Consider the following 16,380-nt stretch of genomic DNA (forward strand, 5'->3'; position numbering starts at 1 on the left):
GGTGCCAGTAGCAATAGAAGAGCAAATGAGATTTGCTATTAGAGAAGGTGGAAGAACTGTTGGTGCTGGTGTTGTTACTGAAATTATTGAGTAAGAGGTGAGAGATGGAGCACGAAAAAATTAGAATTAAATTAAAAGCTTTTGATCATAATGTTTTAGATCAATCTGTAAAACAGATTATAGATACAGTTAAAAGAAGTGGAGGCCTTATAAAAGGGCCTGTTCCACTTCCTACTTCTAAAAAAAGATGGTGTATTCTCAGATCTCCACATAAGTTTGAACAATCAAGAGAACATTTTGAGATGAGAATACACAAAAGATTAATTGATATAGAAAATGCAACACCTCAAACGATAGAAGCTTTAATGGATATTAGCCTTCCTGCAGGTGTTGATGTAGAAATAAAATTAAGCTAAAGGAGTGAGAAAGATGCCTACAGGCATAATTGGAAAAAAAGTTGGAATGACAAGAATTTTTAAAAATGGAAAAGCAATACCAGTAACTGTTATAGAAGTAGAGCCAAACTATGTGGTTGCTTTAAGAACAGAAGAAAAAGATGGATATAATGCAGTAGTTTTAGGGACTGGTGCTAAAAAAGAAAAAAGAACTCCAAAACCTCTTTTAAAAGTATTTGAAAAAGCGGGTTTAAAGCCTTTAAGAGTTTTAAAAGAGTTTCCTTTAAAAGAAGGAGAACAATTAGAATTAGGACAAGAGATTAAAGTGGAAAATGTTTTTGAAGTTGGAGATTTAGTTGATATAGCTGGTAAATCTAAAGGTAGAGGTTTTGCATCTGCAATGAAAAGATGGGATTTTGGAGGATTTCCTAAATCTCACGGTTCTAGATATCATAGAGCAGTTGGTTCCATAGGTGCTTGTGAAGAACCTGGTAGAATCTGGAAATCAAAGAGAATGGCAGGACATTATGGAAATGAAAGAGTTTCTGTTCTTGGACTTGAAGTTGTAGACATTATTCCTGAGAAAAATGTAATTTTAGTAAAAGGTTCTATTCCTGGAGCTCCAAAATCATACGTAGAAATAAAATCTTCAGTAATAGCAAATAGAAGAAAAGGAAAAAGAAAATTAGAAAGAGCAAAAGCAACTTATGCTTCTTAAGTAAATAGAAAAGAGGTGAGAAATAAATGGAAGTAAATGTAATAAATACAAAAAATGAGGAAGTTGGAAAAATATCTTTAAAAGATGAGATTTTCAATACAGAAGTAAAAGAGCATACTGTATGGGAAGTGGTAAAATGGCAACTTGCTGCAAGAAGAGCAGGAACTGCATCTACAAAAACAAGAGCAGAAGTTAGAGGTTCAAGGAGAAAAATACTTCCTCAAAAAGGAACAGGGAATGCAAGACATGGTGATAGAAAAGCTAACTTAATGGTTGGTGGTGGTATTGCCCATGGACCAAGACCAAGAGATTTTTATTACCCACTTCCTAAAAAAGTAAGAAAAAAAGCATTAAAAGGTGTATTATCTACAAAATTAAAAGATGGTGAAATAAAAATAATTGAAGATTTTCGCTTTGATACACCTAAAACAAAAAATGCAGTAGAAATATTAAAAAATCTAGGATTAGAAAATTCTAAGGTATTACTTGTAATAAATGAAAAAGATGAAAATATTATTAAATCATTTAGAAATCTTCCAAATGTGAAAGTGTTAGTTGTTGATGGATTAAACACATATGATCTTTTAAATGCTCAGCAGGTAATAATTACAAAATCTGCTGCTGAAAAAATTAACGAGAGGTTAGGATGATGAAAAATCCTTACGATATATTAATTCGTCCTGTAATTACAGAAAAAGCAGTAAAACAAAACGAAAAAGAAAATAAACTTGTTTTTGAAGTTGCAAAAGATGCAAACAAAATAGAAATAAAAAAAGCTGTAGAGCAAGCTTTTGGTGTAAAAGTAAAATCTGTAAGAACTTTAATTGTTAAACCAAAGAAAAAAAGAGTTGGCTTTGGAAAAGCTGGATATACTAAACAATGGAAAAAAGCCATTGTTACAGTACAATCTGAAGAACCAATTAATATAGCTGAATTAGTTTAAGAGGTGTGAAAATGGGTGTAAAAAAATTAAAACCAGTAACAAATGGAACAAGACATGCAATTTTATATGACTTCTCAGAAATAACAAAAACTGAGCCTGAAAAATCTTTATTAGCACCATTAAAAAAGAAAGCAGGAAGAAATAATCAAGGAAGAATAACTGTTAGACATAGAGGTGGTGGACATAAAAGAAGATATAGAATTATAGATTTTAAAAGGGATAAATGGGGTGTACCTGCAAAAGTAGCTTCTATAGAATATGATCCAAATAGAAGTGCAAGAATAGCTTTACTTCATTATTTAGATGGTGAAAAAAGATATATTATTTGGCCAGAAGGATTAAAAGTAGGAGATACTGTAGTTGCTGGTCCTGATGCGGAAATTAAAGTAGGAAATGCACTTCCTCTTGAAAATATACCAGTAGGTACATTTGTACATAATATAGAGTTAACACCAGGTAAAGGTGGACAGCTTGCAAGAGCTGCTGGAATGTCAGCACAAATACTTGGAAAACAAGGAGATTATATCCAACTTAGACTTCCTTCAAATGAAATAAGACTTGTACATAAAAAATGCATGGCTACAATTGGAGTGGTAGGTCTTGCAGAACACGAACTTGTAAAACTTGGAAAAGCAGGTAGAAAAAGATGGCTTGGAATTAGACCTACAGTAAGGGGTACTGCTATGAACCCTGTTGATCACCCTCATGGTGGTGGTGAAGGTAAAACATTTGGTAAACATCCAGTTTCTCCTTGGGGACAACCAACTAAAGGATATAAAACAAGAAGAGGTGCTAAATACTCTGATAAATTCATAATAAAACGCAGAGGTAAAAAATAATGGGATACAAAGGAAAATGGAATGAAAGAAATAAAAATCCTTATGTAAATGAAAAAATACTTAAAAAAATAAGAAAAATGAATGAAACTGGAGAAAGAAAAGTAATAAAAGTATGGGATAGAGCTTGTACTATTACAGAAGAAATGGTTGGCCATACAATAGCTGTTTATAATGGTATGAAATTTATTCCAGTATATATACAACCTGAAATGGTTGGCCATAAACTTGGAGAATTTTCTTTAACAAGAACTTTTAGAGGCCATCCTGATAAATCTGCAAAAGCAATAAAGAAAAAATAAGAGGTGAAAATAGATGGAAACTACAGTAAATGAAGCAAAAGCAATACACAGATACGCAAGAATTTCACCTACAAAAGTAAGGCAAGTCATAAATTTAATTAGAGGGAAAGATGTAGGTGTAGCTTTAGCAATTCTTCAAGAGTTAAATAAAAGAGCAGCAAGAATAGTTGAAAAACTTTTAAAAAGTGCAATTGCAAATGCAGAAAATAAAGGCATGGATATTGACAACTTATATATCAAAGAAATAAAAGCAGATGATGGTCCTATGCTTAAAAGGTATATGCCAAGAGCTTATGGAAGAGCTACAATGATAAGAAGAAGATATTCTCATATAACAATTAAATTAGCTGAAAGGCAGTAAAAGGAGGAAATAAAATTGGGTCAAAAAGTACATCCAGTTGGATTAAGATTAGGAATTACATCTGATTGGCAATCAAAATGGTATACAGACAAAAAAAATTATTCTAAGACTCTTCATGAAGATATAAAAATAAGAAAATTCATTAAAGAAAAATATAAGGCTGCTGGTATATCTAAAATACAAATAGAAAGGCTTGGAGAAAAATTAAGAGTAAAAATTCTTGCAGCAAGACCTGGTATCGTTATTGGTAGAAAAGGTGCTGAAGTTGAAGAACTTAACAAAGTGCTTTCTCTTTTAACAGATGCAAAGGAAGTTACAGTAAATGTAGATGAAGTTAAAAATCCAGAAATAGATGCTCAGCTTGTAGCGGAAGATATAGCTTTACAACTTGAAAGAAGGGTATCCCATAGAAGAGCAATGAAAAGAGCTATATTTAATGCAATGAAGGCAGGTGCAAAAGGAATTAAAACTCAAGTTGGTGGAAGAATAGGTGGTATTGATTTAGCAAGAAAAGAATGGATACTTGAAGGAAGAATGCCTCTTCAAACTTTAAGAGCTATTATTGATTATGGATATGCAAGGGCATATACAAAATATGGAATTCTTGGTGTTAAAGTTTGGATTTACAAAGGAGATAAATTAGAAGCTCAAAAAGAAGAAGTACTTAACAAAATAGAAGAAGAACTTCATACTTAAAAATTAATAGGAGGATTATATAATGTCCCTTTTACAACCTAAAAAGATAAAATGGAGAAAGCCTCAAAGAGGCAGAATGAAAGGAAAAGCTTCAAGAAGAAATAAAGTAGCATTTGGAGAATATGGACTTCAAGCTTTAGAGCCTTGCTGGCTTACTTCAAGACAAATAGAAGCTGCTCGTATTGCTATTGTAAGAGAAGCTAAAAAAGGTGCTAAAGTTTGGATAAGAGCATTTCCTCATAAAGCAGTTACAAGAAAACCTGCAGAAACCAGAATGGGTAAAGGAAAAGGTGATTTAGACCATTTTGTTTCAGTAGTTAAACCTGGACATATACTATTTGAACTTTCAGGGGTACCTGAAGATGTTGCTGCAGAAGCTTTCAGAAAAGCAGGTCATAAATTACCAATAAAAACAAGACTTGTAAAAGCAGAAGGGGTGTAAAAATGAAAGCGAAAGAACTTAGAAATTTAACAAATGAAGAGCTCAAAGATAAGTTAATAGAATTAAAGAAAAAATTAATGCAATTAAGGTTTCAAAATACAATTGGTGGATTGGAAAAACCATCAGAAATTAGAGAAACTAAAAGAACTATAGCTAGAATTCTCACAATTCTCAAAGAAAGAGAAAAATCGGAGGTTAAATAATGTCTACTGTTAAGACAAGAAGAAAGGAACTGGTAGGGACTGTAGTTAGTGATAAAATGGATAAAACAATTGTTGTTCTTGTAGAAAGACAGTTTCCTCATCCTTTATATGGAAAAAGAATAAAAAAATCTAAAAGATATTATGCACACGATCCTGAAAATAAAGCAAAAATTGGAGATGTAGTAAGAATCAGAGAAAGCAGACCTTTATCTAAATTAAAAAGATGGACTCTTGTTGAGATTATCTCTTCTACAAAAAATGATTCTTGATTTTAATACTAATTAGTTATAAAATATTATTTTGTCCCTATTCTTCAATTAAAAAATTAAGGGGTACATAGATATGATACAAAGAGGAACTTATTTAAATACAGCTGATAATTCAGGTGCTAAAAAAGTACAATGTATAGGAATACCTAAAAAAGCAAATTTTGGTGCTCAAAAAGACGTAGCAACAGTAGGTGATGTCATAACTGTTACTGTTAAATCGGCTTTACCACAGGGTACAGCCAAAAAAGGAAAAGTATATAAAGCAGTAGTTGTAAGAACTGCAAAAGAAGTTAGAAGACCAGATGGAAGTTATGTAAAAGCTGATGATAATGCGGTAGTTTTATTAAATAACAACTTAGAACCTATAGGAACTCGTATCCTTGGACCTGTTGCAAGAGAAATAAGAGCAAAAGGATTTTACAGAATTGTTTCGTTAGCACCGGAGGTAATTTAAATGGTAAAAACTAAATTAAAAACTGGTGATAATGTTATTGTAATTACTGGCAAAGAAAAAGGAAAAACAGGAAAAATTAAAAAAGTTTTAAGAAGACCTAATAGAGTGATGGTAATTGTTGAAGGTATAAACATAGGTAAAAAACATTTAAAACATATAGAAAATGTTCAAGAAGGTGGAATAGTAGAAATAGAAAGACCTATTGATATATCAAATGTTGCATTAATAGATCCAAAAACAGGACAACCTACAAGAGTAGGATACAAAATAATAGAAGAAGGAAATGTAATTAAAAAAGTAAGGGTTGCAAAAAAAAGTGGTGAAATAATAGATACTGTTTGGGAAAAAACTAAGTAGAGGTAAAAAGAAATGACTGTTAGTACTTATACACCAATTTTAAAAGAAAAATATGAAAAAGAAGTTGCTCCTAAATTAATGGAAAGATTTGGATATAAATCACCAATGGAAATTCCAAAAATAAAGAAAATAGTAGTAAATATGGGTGTAGGAGAAGCTACCCAAGATATAAAACAGCTTGATAGAGCTGTGGAAGATTTAACATTAATAACAGGTCAAAAACCAGAAATTAGAAGAGCAAAAAAATCAGAAGCAGGATTTAAATTAAGAAAAGGTCTTCCAGTAGGAGCAAGGGTTACACTTAGAAAAGAAAGAATGTGGGACTTTTTATATAAATTAATAGCTGTTGCTCTTCCAAGGGTTAGAGATTTTAGAGGATTAAATCCAAGATCTTTTGATGGAAGAGGAAATTATGCATTTGGAATAAAAGAACAAATTATATTCCCTGAAATTGATTATGACAAAGTAGATAGAATTAGAGGAATGGATATTATTATAGAAACATCAGCAAAAACTGATGAGGAAGCTAAATATTTACTTGCATTACTTGGGCTTCCTATCAGAGGATCATAAGGAGGAAATAATAAATGGCAAGAAAAGCATTATGGGCAAAATCTTTTTTAAAAGAGCCTAAATACAAAACAAGAAAACACTCAAGATGTCCTCTTTGTGGAAGACCAAGAGGTTATATCAGACAGTTTAATATGTGTAGAATATGTTTTAGAGAATTAGCTTACAAGGGAGAAATCCCTGGTGTAAAAAAGGCAAGCTGGTAAGGAGGATAAATAAATGGTAACAGACCCTATAGCAGACATGCTCGCAAGAATTAATAATGCAATAAAATCAAGGAAATCAGAAGTTTATATTCCAAATTCAAAAATAAAAGAGCAAATAGCAAGAATCTTAAAAGAAGAAGGTTATATAGATGATTATATGGTTTCTGACAAAAATAAAAAAGGAACTCAAAATACATTAATAATTAAATTAAAATATCTTGATGAAAGAAATAAAAAACCTGTAATTGAAGGATTGAAAAGAGTATCTAAACCAGGTCTTAGAAAGTATGCTGGTGTTTCTGAAATACCTTATGTAAGAAAAGGATTAGGAACTGCAATTTTATCTACTAATAAAGGCATTATGACAGATGCTCAAGCAAGAAAAGAGAGAGTTGGCGGAGAAATTCTCTGTTATATCTGGTAAAGAAAAAGTAGGAGGCAAATAAATGTCCAGGATAGGTAGAAAACCAATAGAAATACCAAATGGTGTTGATGTTCAAATAAGTGAAAATAATTTTGTTAAAGTAAAAGGCCCAAAAGGAGAGCTTTCCAATACTTTTCATCCTGCTTTGAAAATAGAAAAAGAAGATAATGTAATAAAAATAGAAAGACCAAGTGATGAATCATTTATGAGAGCAATTCATGGAACAACTAGAGCTCTACTTGCAAATATGGTAAAAGGTGTTACAGAAGGATTTACAGTAGAATTAGAAATTGTTGGTATTGGTTATAGAGCTGCAATGAAAGGGAAAAAATTAGAACTTCAGCTTGGATATTCTCATCCTATAGAATATGAGCCACCAGAAGGAATTCAAATTTCTGTAGAAGGAAATAATATAATTAAGGTTTCTGGTATTGATAAACAACTTGTTGGTCAGGTTGCTGCAGAAATTAAAGAGTTTAGAAAACCTGATCCATACAAAGGAAAAGGTATTAGATATAAAGGTGAACAACTTAAACTTAAACCAGGAAAATCTGTAGGTAAAAAATAATAAAAGGTGAGGAAAGATGGCAGTAAAAACAAGAAGAGAAAAAAGAATAATAAGACATAAAAGAATTAGAAAAAAAGTGTTTGGAACTGCAGAAAGACCAAGAATGGCTATTTATAAAAGTTTAAACAATCTTTTTGTTCAAATTATAAATGATGAAGAAGGTAAAACATTAGTTAGTGCTTCAACTATAGATAAAGATTTTGTAGAAAAATATGGATTTAGAGGTGGGAAAAATATAGAAGTAGCTAAAAAACTTGGTGAATTTATTGCAGAAAAAGCTTTAGCAAATGGAATAGAAAATGTTGTTTTTGATAGAGGTGGTTTTATTTATCATGGAAAGATAAAAGCTTTTGCAGAAGCAGCTAGAGAAAAAGGATTAAAGTTTTAAGAGGAGTGAAGTATGGGATATAGAAAAATTGAAACATTAATAGAAGAGAGAATAAAAGAAAATCCAATTGATGTAAATAGCTTAGAATTAGAAGAAAAAGTTGTTGAAATTAGAAGAACAACAAGGGTTGTTGAAGGTGGAAGAAGATTTTCATTCTCTACTCTTGCAGTTGTAGGAGATAGAAATGGACATGTAGGATTTGGTCATGGAAAAGCAAATGAAGTACCTCCTTCAATAGCTAAAGCTATAGCAGAAGCAAAGAAACATGTAATAAAAGTTCCTTTAATAGAAGGAACTATCCCCCACGATGTAATTGGGGAATATGAATCTGCAAAAATATTATTAAAGCCTGCAAGAAGAGGTACTGGGGTGGTTGCAGGTGGGCCGATGAGACCTGTTTTAGAATTACTTGGAGTTACAGATGCTCTTGCTAAAATTATAAGCAGAACAACAAATCCTAATAATATAGTTAGAGCAGTGTTTGATGCACTTCTTAAACTTAAAGCACCAGAAGATGTTGCAAAAGTTAGAGGAGTTGATGAAGATAAATTAAGAGCTTCTTACAGAATTTACGCTGGAGGTGTTCCTATAAAATGAAATTAAAAGTAAAACTTGTTAGAGGACTTGCAGGTAAGAAAAAATTTCAAAAAGAAGCAATTAGATCTCTTGGTTTAAGAAAAATAAATGATGAAAGAATTTTAGAAGATAATCCTATGGTTAGAGGAAATATAGAAAAAGTTAAACATCTTATCCAAGTGGAGGAAGTTAAATAATGGGCTTTAAATTACATGAATTAAAACCTGCTAAAGGTGCTACACATAAAGAAAAAAGAGTTGGTAGAGGTATAGGTTCAGGTCACGGTAAGACTTCTACAAGAGGACATAAAGGTCAAAAATCAAGAAGAGGATATGGAGATTTACCTGCATTCTTTGAAGGTGGACAAACTCCATTTATAATGAGAATTCCTAAAAGAGGTTTTATAAATCCAAATAAAGTTGAGTATGAAATAGTAAATATTAAAGTATTAGAAGAAAGATTTGAAGATGGTGTAGAAGTTAATCCAGAAGTTTTAAAAGAAAAAGGAATTATAAAATGCACTGAAAGAGTAAAAATTCTTGGTGAAGGTGATTTAACAAAAAAATTAATTGTAAAAGCTCATAAATTTTCAAAATCTGCTGAAGAAAAGATAAAATCTGCAGGTGGCTCAGTAGAAGTTTTAGGTTAAGAGGAAATAGTTAGTGTTTGACCTAATTCAAAAGATTTTAGAAATCAAAGAGCTAAGACAAAGAATAATATACACTCTTATAATATTTGCAGTATATAGATTAGGAACACATATTCCTGTACCAGGGGTGGACACTGCCGCCCTTCTCAATTATTTTAATTCATCAGGTGGAGTACTTTTCAATATATATAATCTATTCTCAGGTGGAGCTTTAGGAAGACTTTCTGTATTTGCACTTGGTATAATGCCATATATATCAGCTGCAATTATAATGCAACTTTTAACTGCAGTAATTCCTTCTCTTGAAAAACTTCAAAAAGAAGAAGGTGAATATGGTAGATGGAAAATATCCCAATATACAAGATATTTAACAATAGCAATAGCAGGATTCCAATCATTTGCTTTATCTGTTTGGATATCAAATCTTAAAACAGAAACAGGGCAAGCCTTAATATCTGAAAATGCTATAGTATTTATAATACTAACATCTTTCATTATCACAGTTGGCACTGTATTTTTAATGTGGCTTGGTGAGAAAATCACCGAGTATGGAATTGGAAATGGTATTTCTATGATAATTCTTGCAAGTATTGTTGCAGGTATACCAAATGCAATAATTAATACTTATGAGCAATTAAGGGCAGGCTCATTACCTGTATTTAAAGTGGCTTTAGCAGTAGCAATAATAATTATTGTTGTTGCAGGTATTATTTATATTCAAGAGGCAGAAAGGAGAATTCCTATAAATTATGCAAGAAGAAACTTATCAGCAGGTACAACTGCTACATACCTTCCTTTAAAACTAAACCCTGCAGGTGTTATTCCTATTATATTTGCAGTAGCACTTCTTATGTTTCCTGCGACAATAGCTCAGATGTTTGCAACTAAAAGTCATTTGGCAAGAGTAATAGCAGATGCACTTTCTCCACAAAGTTATATATATTTCCTTGTTTATGTTACTTTAATTATCTTCTTTACATATTTTTATACCGCAGTAGTTATCAATCCAAAGGATATTGCAGATAGTCTTAGAAAAAATGGTGGCTTTATTCCTGGTATAAGATCTGGTACAGAAACAGAGCAATATATTAACTTTGTTTTAACAAGGCTCGTTTTTGCAGGTGCTATATTCCTAGCAGCAATAGCAGTTCTTCCAATGTTCTTAGTTAAATGGTTAAATGTTCCATTTTATTTTGGAGGAACATCAGCATTAATTGTTGTTGTAGTTGCCCTCGATACACTGCATCAGATTGAAGCACATCTTGCAATGAAAAAATATGAAGGATTTTTGAAAAGAGGTTAACGATGGGAAAAATAATTATATTTTTAGGGCCCCCAGGAGCAGGAAAAGGTACTCAAGCCAAATTTTTAGAAAAAGATTATGGTTTTATACAAATATCAACAGGAGATATTTTGAGAGAAGCAGTAAAAAAAGGTACTGAACTTGGAAAACTTGCAAAAAAATATATGGATGAAGGAAAGCTAGTTCCTGATGATGTTATTGTAGGTATTATTGAAGAGAAATTAGAAGAATTAAAAGATAAAAATATTATATTGGATGGATTTCCAAGGACTATTCCTCAGGCTGAAGCTCTTGATGAAATGCTAAAGAAGAAAAATAAAGAAGTAGATGCTGTTATACTTTTTGATATATCAGATGAAGAAGTAATTAGAAGACTTTCAGGTAGAAGAATAGATCCTAAAACAGGAAATGTCTATCATATAGAGTTTAATCCTCCACCAGAAGGATTAGAAGTAATTCAAAGAGAAGATGATAAAGAAGAAGTAATAAGAAAAAGATTAGAAGTATATCATAACCAAACAGAGCCTTTAATTGAATATTATAAAAAACAAAATAAATTACTTAAAGTAGATACTTCAAAACCTGTAGAAGAAGTTTACAATCAAATAAAAAATATGTTAAAATTGTAGATTGTTATGATTGAACTTAAGACTAAAGAAGATATTGAAAAATTAAGAGTTGCTAATAAAATTGTAGCAGAAATTTTACAGAAGGTAAAAGAAGCTACAAAACCTGGAATGACAGGTATTGATTTAGATAGGATAGCAAGAGAGGAAACAGAAAAAAGAGGTGTTAAACCTGCTTTTTTAGGTTTATATGGATTTCCTGCAGCATTATGTGTTTCTATAAATGAAGAGATAGTACATGGTATACCAAAAGATAAACCAATAAAAGAAGGAGATGTAGTTAGTATAGATTTTGGTGTTGTTTATGAAGGTTGGTATGGAGATGCTGCAATTACATATGTTGTAGGGAATAAAATAAGTGAGAGAAAAAAAAGATTGTTAGAAGGTGTTGAAAAGGCATTAATGGCAGGAATAGAAAAATGTATTCCTGGAAATAATATAAAAGATATCGCGGCTGCAATAGAAGGCACATTAAAGGAGTACCGTCTTGCCCCTATTTGTGATTATGGTGGGCATGGAATAGGAAGAAAACCCCACGAAGAACCACATGTTTCAAACTGCATAGCAAATGCAGAAGATGTGGTTTTAAAAGAAGGTATGGTATTAGCCATTGAACCAATGGCTACTCTTGGTAAAAGAGCTAACTATTACAGAAAGTTAAAGGATGGATGGACAATTGTTTCTAAAGAAAAGGCTATAGCAGCTCATTTTGAACATTCTGTAGCTATTACAGAAAATGGTCCAGAAATACTTTCAAAATTAGATTAAGGGTTGGAAAATGGCAAAGAAAAAGAAAGAGAAAAAAGAAAAAGAGAAAGGGATTGTAGTAGAAGGAACTGTAGAAGAAGCACTTCCTAATGCTATGTTTAGAGTTAAACTTGATACAGGGCATGAGGTTTTAGCTCATGTATCTGGTAAAATGAGAATGCATTTTATTAAAATTTTACCAGGTGATAGAGTAAAGGTTGAGCTTTCACCTTATGATTTAACAAGAGGAAGAATCATATTTAGAATGTAAAAAAATATTGTGAGGTGATAATAATGAAAATAAAAGCTTCTGTTAAAAAAAGATGTGAAAAATGTAGAATAATTAAAAGAAATGGAAGAGTTATGGTAATTTGTGAAAATCCAAGACACAAGCAAAAACAAGGATAATAGGAGGATATTATGGCACGTATAGCAGGTGTAGATTTACCAGATAGAAAAAGATTAGAAATAGCTCTTACATATATTTATGGAATAGGAAAAACTAGAGCGAAGGAAATACTTCAAAATACTGGAATAGATGGTATGAAAAGAGTAGGAGAATTAACTCCTGATGAATTAAATGCAATAAGAAAATATATAGAGCAAAATTATAAAGTTGAAGGTGATTTAAGAAGGGAAATAAATATAAATATTAAGAGATTAATGGATATGGGATGTTATAGAGGAATTAGACATAGACATGGACTTCCAGTAAGAGGACAAAGAACTAAAACAAATGCGAAGACAAGAAGAAGATTTACTGGAAGAATCAAGAGAAGATAATTAACAGGAGGAAAAAAAGTTGGCAAAAAAAAGAAAAAGAACCACTAAAAAGAAAGCAAAAAGAACGGTTCCTTATGCAATAGCTCATATACAAGCTACATTTAATAATACAATTGTTACTATTACAGATAAAGAAGGTAATACTTTAACTTGGGCTTCTGGAGGAACAGAAGGTTTTAAAGGTACAAGAAAATCAACTCCTTATGCAGCACAGATAGCTGCACAAAAAGCTATTAAAAAAGCAATGGATGAATTTGGTGTAACAGATGTGGAAATATGGGTTAAAGGTCCAGGAGCAGGTAGAGAGTCTGCAATAAGAACAATTGCATCTTCTGGCGTTAATGTTAAAGTTATTAAAGATGTCACTCCAATACCTCACAATGGATGTCGTCCACCAAGCAAAAGGAGGGTTTAATCTATGGGTAGATATATTGGTCCATTAACAAAAGTTAGTAGAAGACTTGGAACATTTGTAGGTGGAAATTTAAAAGCTTTTAAAAAGAGAAATTTTCCACCAGGACAACATGGTAGAACACAAGGAAGAAAAAAACTTTCTGATTATGCAATTCGTCTTCAAGAAAAACAAAAATTAAGATATTTATATGGTGGTTTAAGAGAAAAGCAGTTTAAAAAGTATTTTGATGAAGCAGTTAGATTAGCTGGGGTTAAAGGTGGTAATACTGGAGATATTCTCTTACAACTTTTAGAAAGAAGATTAGATAATGTTGTTTATAGAATGGGTTTTGCTAAAACTAGACTTCAAGCAAGACAGCTTGTAAGACATGGGCATTTTTTAGTTAATGGAAGAAAAGTAAATATTCCTTCTTTCCAAGTAAAACCAGGAGATATAATAGAACTTAAAGAAAAAAGTAAACAATCTCCGTTATTTAAAGAAAATTTAGAAAGCAGAGACATTAAATCTATACCTTCTTGGCTTGAAGTAGATAAAGAAAACTTTAGAGGAAAAGTATTAGAAATACCTGAGAAAGTAGAACTTGAAATACCTGTTAATGTTCAGCTCATTATTGAGTACTACTCTGCTTAATTAATCGGAGGTTATATAATATGCCTTATTTAGAATTTATTACTCCTGATAAAATTTATTGGGATGAAAAAACAAAAACTGATACATATGGTAAACTTTATGTAGAGCCTCTTGAAAGAGGATATGGAATAACTATTGGAAATGCTCTTAGAAGAGTTTTACTTTCTTCTTTAGAAAGTGCTGCTATTACCTCAGTAAAAATACAAGGGGTATCTCATGAATTTGCAACTATAGATGGTGTTTTAGAAGATGTTGCTGAAATAATTCTAAATTTAAAAGAAATAAAATTTAAGATGGATGAAAACTTAGATAGTGAGTTTGCTATATTAGAAGTAAAGGGTCCTACAAAAGTATATGCTAAGGATATAAAATTACCTGCTGGTGTTGAACTTGTTAATCCTGATGTATATATTGCAACTATTGATTCTGATGCAGAATTAAAAATGGAACTTAAAGTAGAAAAAGGCCGTGGATATGTTAGTGTAGAAGATATGGAAAAGCCTTCAGAGATAGGATGGATTCCTATAGATACTGCTTTTTCTCCAATAAGAAAATGTGCTTTTCATGTTGAGCCAACAAGGGTTGGAGAAAAAACAGATTATGATAAATTAATTATTGAGATTTATACAGATGGAAGTATAACTCCAGATGAAGCTTTAACAAAAGCTTCTAAAATTTTAATAGATCATTTCACATTATTATTATCTCCAACAACTAGAAAACTTGAGGTAGTTGTAGAAGAACAAACAAGTTCTGTAGCAGAACAGATAAAGAAAGATAAACTTGCTCTTGCTATTGAGGAGTTAGATATATCTTCAAGAGCTATGAACACATTAAAGAAACTTGGAATTAATACTATTGGTGATTTAGTCAAAATGACTGAAGAAGATTTAAAAGAAGCTAAAAGTATTGGAAGAAAAACTCTTAAAGAAATTAAAACAGCTTTAGCTGATTTAGGATTAGAATTAGCTCCTTCTCCAACTTCAGAAAAACAATAAAAGAGGTGAAAACAGATGCGTCATAGAGTAAAAACTAAAAGTTTTCATAGACCAAAAGAACAAAGGGAACATTTATTTGTAAATTTAGCTTGTGCTTTAATAGAAAACGGAAGAATTGAAACTACTCTTCCAAAAGCTAAGGCATTAAGACCATTTATTGAAAAATTAATAACTTTAGCAAAAAAACAGGATATTCCTTCAAGAAGACTTTTAAATGCAAGACTAAAAATGAATAAAAAAGCAGCTGATAAATTATTTAAGGAAATTGCTCCTTTATATGCAGAAAGAAATGGTGGATATACTAGAATATATAAATTAGATAAGAAAAGAAGAGGCGATGATGCCCAAATGGCAATAATAGAACTGGTAGACTATCCATTTGAAGATTAGTCATGTTTATAATAGCAAATTTACTACAGGCGGTGGCCAAGATATTGGACATCGCCCTTACTTTATATATGTGGATAGTTATTATATCTGCATTGTTAACATGGGTAAATCCTGATCCTCATAATCCTATAGTTAAATTTTTAAGAAATGCTACAGAACCTGTTTATAAGAAAATAAGAAAATTTATACCTACTTATTTTGGTGGTATAGATATAGCTCCACTTATTGTAATTCTTATAATAATATTTTTACAATATTTCTTAGTTAATTCTTTATACGATTTAGCTTATAGGCTTAAGTCTTCTTTTTAATAAATCGTTTTCTAAAACTGTTTTTAAATAATAAAAAATGTTTATATTTTCAATTAAGGATTCATCGTCGTAGAAAAAATAAATTAATTTATTTAATTCTTCATCATATATAGGCAAAACTAAAATATACTCATTATCTTTTCTAAAATAATAAATCTTATCATTTGCATATTTTAAAAGTTCTTTATCACAACTACTATTTCCAATATGGATACATTTATTATTTTCAATATCAAATATTGAGATGCCTTTTGTATTCAAAATATTATGTAATGATACTATTAATTTTTTAATATCTTTTAGATTTATGTTTTCAAACTTAGATATATCAATTAATTCTTTTTCTTTTAGAATTTCATCATATTTTGCAGTAATATCTAAAAGTCTTGCTTTGTAGTCTAATGTTCTTCTTCCTTCATTTTGTATATGTATATAGTAAAGATAAGAAGATATATAAAAGCCAATAAATATAAAAATAAGTGTAAAATCATAATAACCTGTAAGATAATAAGAAAAAATCAAAGGTAAAAGAAAAGAAATATAAGCAAATAATAATGTTTTCCAATTAACAATATAAAATGGTAAAAATAATGTTATAAACAATGATATATATGGATTTCCTGTTAAATAAGTAATTGCTATAATGTATAAGGCATCTAATATTATAAAAAAGTATTTATTTACTATACTCTTTAATAAGAAGTAGATAGTTATATAAAAGGAAGGCAATACATAATAAAATTCTTTGTATTCTATTTCTAAAAATAAACCTGGTAAAAAAGAAACAAAAACTAAAATAATTCTGTATATATTTTCCATA

Annotated in this window: 34 protein-coding genes; 33 read left to right on the top strand and 1 reads right to left on the bottom strand. The window is 30.6% G+C overall.

Translation table 11 applies throughout. From position 1 onward, the window contains the following. The 33 genes from CLV39_RS08295 to CLV39_RS08455 form a co-directional block, all read left to right on the top strand. Positions 1-94, top strand: a 94-nt coding sequence (locus CLV39_RS08295; protein ID WP_211325003.1) for an EF-Tu C-terminal domain-related protein, incomplete at its 5' end; no start/stop codon positions are given. 10 nt (positions 95-104) lie between these two features. Beyond that, positions 105-416 (top strand): 30S ribosomal protein S10, encoded by a 312-nt coding sequence (gene rpsJ / locus CLV39_RS08300; protein WP_121923773.1) that lies wholly within the window; start codon positions 105-107, stop codon positions 414-416. A gap of 13 nt (positions 417-429) precedes the next feature. Next, positions 430-1,113 (top strand): 50S ribosomal protein L3, encoded by a 684-nt coding sequence (rplC, locus tag CLV39_RS08305; protein WP_121923774.1) that lies wholly within the window; start codon positions 430-432, stop codon positions 1,111-1,113. Between the two features lie 26 nt (positions 1,114-1,139). After that, positions 1,140-1,763: a 50S ribosomal protein L4 gene (gene rplD, locus CLV39_RS08310; RefSeq protein WP_121923775.1), complete on the top strand. Its 624-nt coding sequence runs from the start codon at positions 1,140-1,142 to the stop codon at positions 1,761-1,763. Next, complete coding sequence (gene rplW / locus CLV39_RS08315; RefSeq protein ID WP_121923776.1) at positions 1,763-2,056, top strand: 50S ribosomal protein L23; 294 nt, start codon at positions 1,763-1,765, stop codon at positions 2,054-2,056. Before rplD ends, rplW begins: the two co-directional genes overlap by 1 nt. 11 nt (positions 2,057-2,067) lie before the next feature. Continuing rightward, positions 2,068-2,895, top strand: coding sequence for a 50S ribosomal protein L2 (gene rplB, locus CLV39_RS08320; RefSeq protein ID WP_121923777.1), 828 nt, complete (start codon positions 2,068-2,070; stop codon positions 2,893-2,895). Then, positions 2,895-3,194 (top strand): 30S ribosomal protein S19, encoded by a 300-nt coding sequence (rpsS, locus tag CLV39_RS08325; protein ID WP_121923778.1) that lies wholly within the window; start codon positions 2,895-2,897, stop codon positions 3,192-3,194. The genes rplB and rpsS overlap by 1 nt, the downstream gene beginning before the upstream one ends. Before the next feature lie 13 nt (positions 3,195-3,207). Next, the gene (gene rplV, locus CLV39_RS08330; protein WP_121923779.1) at positions 3,208-3,555 is read left to right on the top strand and encodes a 50S ribosomal protein L22; all 348 of its coding nucleotides are present in this window, start codon (positions 3,208-3,210) and stop codon (positions 3,553-3,555) included. 15 nt (positions 3,556-3,570) lie between these two features. After that, positions 3,571-4,251 (top strand): 30S ribosomal protein S3, encoded by a 681-nt coding sequence (gene rpsC, locus CLV39_RS08335; protein ID WP_121923780.1) that lies wholly within the window; start codon positions 3,571-3,573, stop codon positions 4,249-4,251. A gap of 22 nt (positions 4,252-4,273) precedes the next feature. Then, positions 4,274-4,693, top strand: a complete 420-nt coding sequence (gene rplP / locus CLV39_RS08340; RefSeq protein ID WP_121923781.1) for a 50S ribosomal protein L16 — start codon at positions 4,274-4,276, stop codon at positions 4,691-4,693. 2 nt (positions 4,694-4,695) lie between these two features. After that, complete coding sequence (rpmC, locus tag CLV39_RS08345; protein ID WP_121923782.1) at positions 4,696-4,896, top strand: 50S ribosomal protein L29; 201 nt, start codon at positions 4,696-4,698, stop codon at positions 4,894-4,896. Next, positions 4,896-5,165 carry a 30S ribosomal protein S17 gene (gene rpsQ, locus CLV39_RS08350; protein WP_121923783.1) on the top strand — a complete coding sequence of 90 codons (270 nt, stop codon included), beginning with the start codon at positions 4,896-4,898 and terminating at the stop codon, positions 5,163-5,165. Before rpmC ends, rpsQ begins: the two co-directional genes overlap by 1 nt. Positions 5,166-5,238: 73 nt before the next feature. Beyond that, positions 5,239-5,619: a 50S ribosomal protein L14 gene (gene rplN / locus CLV39_RS08355; protein ID WP_121923784.1), complete on the top strand. Its 381-nt coding sequence runs from the start codon at positions 5,239-5,241 to the stop codon at positions 5,617-5,619. After that, complete coding sequence (gene rplX, locus CLV39_RS08360) at positions 5,620-5,976, top strand: 50S ribosomal protein L24 (RefSeq protein WP_121923785.1); 357 nt, start codon at positions 5,620-5,622, stop codon at positions 5,974-5,976. A 12-nt stretch (positions 5,977-5,988) separates the two neighbouring features. Next, a complete protein-coding gene (rplE, locus tag CLV39_RS08365) occupies positions 5,989-6,549 on the top strand; it encodes a 50S ribosomal protein L5 (protein WP_121923786.1) in 561 nt (186 codons plus the stop codon). 14 nt (positions 6,550-6,563) lie between these two features. Next, entirely contained in the window at positions 6,564-6,752 is a 189-nt protein-coding gene (locus CLV39_RS08370; protein ID WP_121923787.1) for a type Z 30S ribosomal protein S14, read from the top strand. A 13-nt stretch (positions 6,753-6,765) separates the two neighbouring features. Beyond that, positions 6,766-7,176, top strand: a complete 411-nt coding sequence (rpsH, locus tag CLV39_RS08375; protein WP_121923788.1) for a 30S ribosomal protein S8 — start codon at positions 6,766-6,768, stop codon at positions 7,174-7,176. Between the two features lie 22 nt (positions 7,177-7,198). Next, entirely contained in the window at positions 7,199-7,744 is a 546-nt protein-coding gene (gene rplF / locus CLV39_RS08380) for a 50S ribosomal protein L6 (RefSeq protein WP_121923789.1), read from the top strand. 16 nt (positions 7,745-7,760) lie between these two features. Continuing rightward, the gene (rplR, locus tag CLV39_RS08385; protein ID WP_121923790.1) at positions 7,761-8,132 is read left to right on the top strand and encodes a 50S ribosomal protein L18; all 372 of its coding nucleotides are present in this window, start codon (positions 7,761-7,763) and stop codon (positions 8,130-8,132) included. A gap of 12 nt (positions 8,133-8,144) precedes the next feature. Further along, complete coding sequence (gene rpsE / locus CLV39_RS08390; protein ID WP_121923791.1) at positions 8,145-8,729, top strand: 30S ribosomal protein S5; 585 nt, start codon at positions 8,145-8,147, stop codon at positions 8,727-8,729. After that, on the top strand, positions 8,726-8,905 hold the full coding sequence (gene rpmD / locus CLV39_RS08395) for a 50S ribosomal protein L30 (RefSeq protein WP_121923792.1): 180 nt from the start codon (positions 8,726-8,728) through the stop codon (positions 8,903-8,905). Before rpsE ends, rpmD begins: the two co-directional genes overlap by 4 nt. After that, positions 8,905-9,357 carry a 50S ribosomal protein L15 gene (gene rplO, locus CLV39_RS08400; protein WP_121923793.1) on the top strand — a complete coding sequence of 151 codons (453 nt, stop codon included), beginning with the start codon at positions 8,905-8,907 and terminating at the stop codon, positions 9,355-9,357. The genes rpmD and rplO overlap by 1 nt, the downstream gene beginning before the upstream one ends. A gap of 13 nt (positions 9,358-9,370) precedes the next feature. Next, positions 9,371-10,660 (top strand): preprotein translocase subunit SecY, encoded by a 1,290-nt coding sequence (gene secY, locus CLV39_RS08405; protein WP_121923794.1) that lies wholly within the window; start codon positions 9,371-9,373, stop codon positions 10,658-10,660. 2 nt (positions 10,661-10,662) lie between these two features. Then, the gene (locus CLV39_RS08410; RefSeq protein ID WP_121923795.1) at positions 10,663-11,289 is read left to right on the top strand and encodes an adenylate kinase; all 627 of its coding nucleotides are present in this window, start codon (positions 10,663-10,665) and stop codon (positions 11,287-11,289) included. Between the two features lie 6 nt (positions 11,290-11,295). After that, positions 11,296-12,054: a type I methionyl aminopeptidase gene (map, locus tag CLV39_RS08415; protein WP_121923796.1), complete on the top strand. Its 759-nt coding sequence runs from the start codon at positions 11,296-11,298 to the stop codon at positions 12,052-12,054. A 10-nt stretch (positions 12,055-12,064) separates the two neighbouring features. Then, positions 12,065-12,304: a translation initiation factor IF-1 gene (infA, locus tag CLV39_RS08420; RefSeq protein ID WP_121923797.1), complete on the top strand. Its 240-nt coding sequence runs from the start codon at positions 12,065-12,067 to the stop codon at positions 12,302-12,304. Between the two features lie 23 nt (positions 12,305-12,327). After that, entirely contained in the window at positions 12,328-12,441 is a 114-nt protein-coding gene (gene rpmJ, locus CLV39_RS08425; protein WP_121923798.1) for a 50S ribosomal protein L36, read from the top strand. Positions 12,442-12,453: 12 nt separating this feature from the next. Continuing rightward, positions 12,454-12,816, top strand: a complete 363-nt coding sequence (rpsM, locus tag CLV39_RS08430; RefSeq protein WP_121923799.1) for a 30S ribosomal protein S13 — start codon at positions 12,454-12,456, stop codon at positions 12,814-12,816. Between the two features lie 19 nt (positions 12,817-12,835). Then, positions 12,836-13,231 (top strand): 30S ribosomal protein S11, encoded by a 396-nt coding sequence (gene rpsK, locus CLV39_RS08435; RefSeq protein WP_121923800.1) that lies wholly within the window; start codon positions 12,836-12,838, stop codon positions 13,229-13,231. 3 nt (positions 13,232-13,234) lie between these two features. Further along, on the top strand, positions 13,235-13,861 hold the full coding sequence (gene rpsD, locus CLV39_RS08440; RefSeq protein ID WP_121923801.1) for a 30S ribosomal protein S4: 627 nt from the start codon (positions 13,235-13,237) through the stop codon (positions 13,859-13,861). A 20-nt stretch (positions 13,862-13,881) separates the two neighbouring features. Then, a complete protein-coding gene (locus CLV39_RS08445; protein ID WP_121923802.1) occupies positions 13,882-14,859 on the top strand; it encodes a DNA-directed RNA polymerase subunit alpha in 978 nt (325 codons plus the stop codon). A 15-nt stretch (positions 14,860-14,874) separates the two neighbouring features. Continuing rightward, complete coding sequence (gene rplQ, locus CLV39_RS08450; RefSeq protein WP_121923803.1) at positions 14,875-15,249, top strand: 50S ribosomal protein L17; 375 nt, start codon at positions 14,875-14,877, stop codon at positions 15,247-15,249. Positions 15,250-15,251: 2 nt separating this feature from the next. Further along, complete coding sequence (locus tag CLV39_RS08455) at positions 15,252-15,560, top strand: YggT family protein (protein ID WP_121923804.1); 309 nt, start codon at positions 15,252-15,254, stop codon at positions 15,558-15,560. Here the strand turns inward: CLV39_RS08455 and CLV39_RS08460 are convergent. Continuing rightward, a complete protein-coding gene (locus tag CLV39_RS08460; protein WP_121923805.1) occupies positions 15,531-16,379 on the bottom strand; it encodes a hypothetical protein in 849 nt (282 codons plus the stop codon). The two genes, CLV39_RS08455 and CLV39_RS08460, sit on opposite strands and share 30 nt — an antisense overlap. Between the last annotated feature and the right edge of the window lies 1 nt (position 16,380).

This window comes from Hydrogenothermus marinus (genome assembly GCF_003688665.1).
GTDB lineage: Bacteria > Aquificota > Aquificia > Aquificales > Hydrogenothermaceae > Hydrogenothermus > Hydrogenothermus marinus.

What these genes read in the sequence shown, in the direction of transcription:
- rplR (WP_121923790.1), top strand. Translation starts at nt 7,761, where the DNA reads ATGGCAGTAAAAACAAGAAGAGAAAAAAGAATAATAAGACATAAAAGA.
- infA (WP_121923797.1), top strand. Translation starts at nt 12,065, where the DNA reads ATGGCAAAGAAAAAGAAAGAGAAAAAAGAAAAAGAGAAAGGGATTGTA.
- rpmJ (WP_121923798.1), top strand. Translation starts at nt 12,328, where the DNA reads ATGAAAATAAAAGCTTCTGTTAAAAAAAGATGTGAAAAATGTAGAATA.
- rplE (WP_121923786.1), top strand. Translation starts at nt 5,989, where the DNA reads ATGACTGTTAGTACTTATACACCAATTTTAAAAGAAAAATATGAAAAA.
- rpsJ (WP_121923773.1), top strand. Translation starts at nt 105, where the DNA reads ATGGAGCACGAAAAAATTAGAATTAAATTAAAAGCTTTTGATCATAAT.
- CLV39_RS08455 (WP_121923804.1), top strand. Translation starts at nt 15,252, where the DNA reads ATGTTTATAATAGCAAATTTACTACAGGCGGTGGCCAAGATATTGGAC.
- rplX (WP_121923785.1), top strand. Translation starts at nt 5,620, where the DNA reads ATGGTAAAAACTAAATTAAAAACTGGTGATAATGTTATTGTAATTACT.
- rpsS (WP_121923778.1), top strand. Translation starts at nt 2,895, where the DNA reads ATGGGATACAAAGGAAAATGGAATGAAAGAAATAAAAATCCTTATGTA.
- rplW (WP_121923776.1), top strand. Translation starts at nt 1,763, where the DNA reads ATGAAAAATCCTTACGATATATTAATTCGTCCTGTAATTACAGAAAAA.
- rplF (WP_121923789.1), top strand. Translation starts at nt 7,199, where the DNA reads ATGTCCAGGATAGGTAGAAAACCAATAGAAATACCAAATGGTGTTGAT.
- map (WP_121923796.1), top strand. Translation starts at nt 11,296, where the DNA reads ATGATTGAACTTAAGACTAAAGAAGATATTGAAAAATTAAGAGTTGCT.
- rpmC (WP_121923782.1), top strand. Translation starts at nt 4,696, where the DNA reads ATGAAAGCGAAAGAACTTAGAAATTTAACAAATGAAGAGCTCAAAGAT.
- CLV39_RS08445 (WP_121923802.1), top strand. Translation starts at nt 13,882, where the DNA reads ATGCCTTATTTAGAATTTATTACTCCTGATAAAATTTATTGGGATGAA.
- rplV (WP_121923779.1), top strand. Translation starts at nt 3,208, where the DNA reads ATGGAAACTACAGTAAATGAAGCAAAAGCAATACACAGATACGCAAGA.
- rpsE (WP_121923791.1), top strand. Translation starts at nt 8,145, where the DNA reads ATGGGATATAGAAAAATTGAAACATTAATAGAAGAGAGAATAAAAGAA.
- rpmD (WP_121923792.1), top strand. Translation starts at nt 8,726, where the DNA reads ATGAAATTAAAAGTAAAACTTGTTAGAGGACTTGCAGGTAAGAAAAAA.
- rplN (WP_121923784.1), top strand. Translation starts at nt 5,239, where the DNA reads ATGATACAAAGAGGAACTTATTTAAATACAGCTGATAATTCAGGTGCT.
- rpsD (WP_121923801.1), top strand. Translation starts at nt 13,235, where the DNA reads ATGGGTAGATATATTGGTCCATTAACAAAAGTTAGTAGAAGACTTGGA.
- rplO (WP_121923793.1), top strand. Translation starts at nt 8,905, where the DNA reads ATGGGCTTTAAATTACATGAATTAAAACCTGCTAAAGGTGCTACACAT.
- CLV39_RS08410 (WP_121923795.1), top strand. Translation starts at nt 10,663, where the DNA reads ATGGGAAAAATAATTATATTTTTAGGGCCCCCAGGAGCAGGAAAAGGT.
- rpsH (WP_121923788.1), top strand. Translation starts at nt 6,766, where the DNA reads ATGGTAACAGACCCTATAGCAGACATGCTCGCAAGAATTAATAATGCA.
- rplB (WP_121923777.1), top strand. Translation starts at nt 2,068, where the DNA reads ATGGGTGTAAAAAAATTAAAACCAGTAACAAATGGAACAAGACATGCA.
- rplP (WP_121923781.1), top strand. Translation starts at nt 4,274, where the DNA reads ATGTCCCTTTTACAACCTAAAAAGATAAAATGGAGAAAGCCTCAAAGA.
- CLV39_RS08370 (WP_121923787.1), top strand. Translation starts at nt 6,564, where the DNA reads ATGGCAAGAAAAGCATTATGGGCAAAATCTTTTTTAAAAGAGCCTAAA.
- rplC (WP_121923774.1), top strand. Translation starts at nt 430, where the DNA reads ATGCCTACAGGCATAATTGGAAAAAAAGTTGGAATGACAAGAATTTTT.
- rpsM (WP_121923799.1), top strand. Translation starts at nt 12,454, where the DNA reads ATGGCACGTATAGCAGGTGTAGATTTACCAGATAGAAAAAGATTAGAA.
- rpsQ (WP_121923783.1), top strand. Translation starts at nt 4,896, where the DNA reads ATGTCTACTGTTAAGACAAGAAGAAAGGAACTGGTAGGGACTGTAGTT.
- CLV39_RS08460 (WP_121923805.1), bottom strand. Translation starts at nt 16,379, where the DNA reads ATGGAAAATATATACAGAATTATTTTAGTTTTTGTTTCTTTTTTACCA.
- rplQ (WP_121923803.1), top strand. Translation starts at nt 14,875, where the DNA reads ATGCGTCATAGAGTAAAAACTAAAAGTTTTCATAGACCAAAAGAACAA.
- rplD (WP_121923775.1), top strand. Translation starts at nt 1,140, where the DNA reads ATGGAAGTAAATGTAATAAATACAAAAAATGAGGAAGTTGGAAAAATA.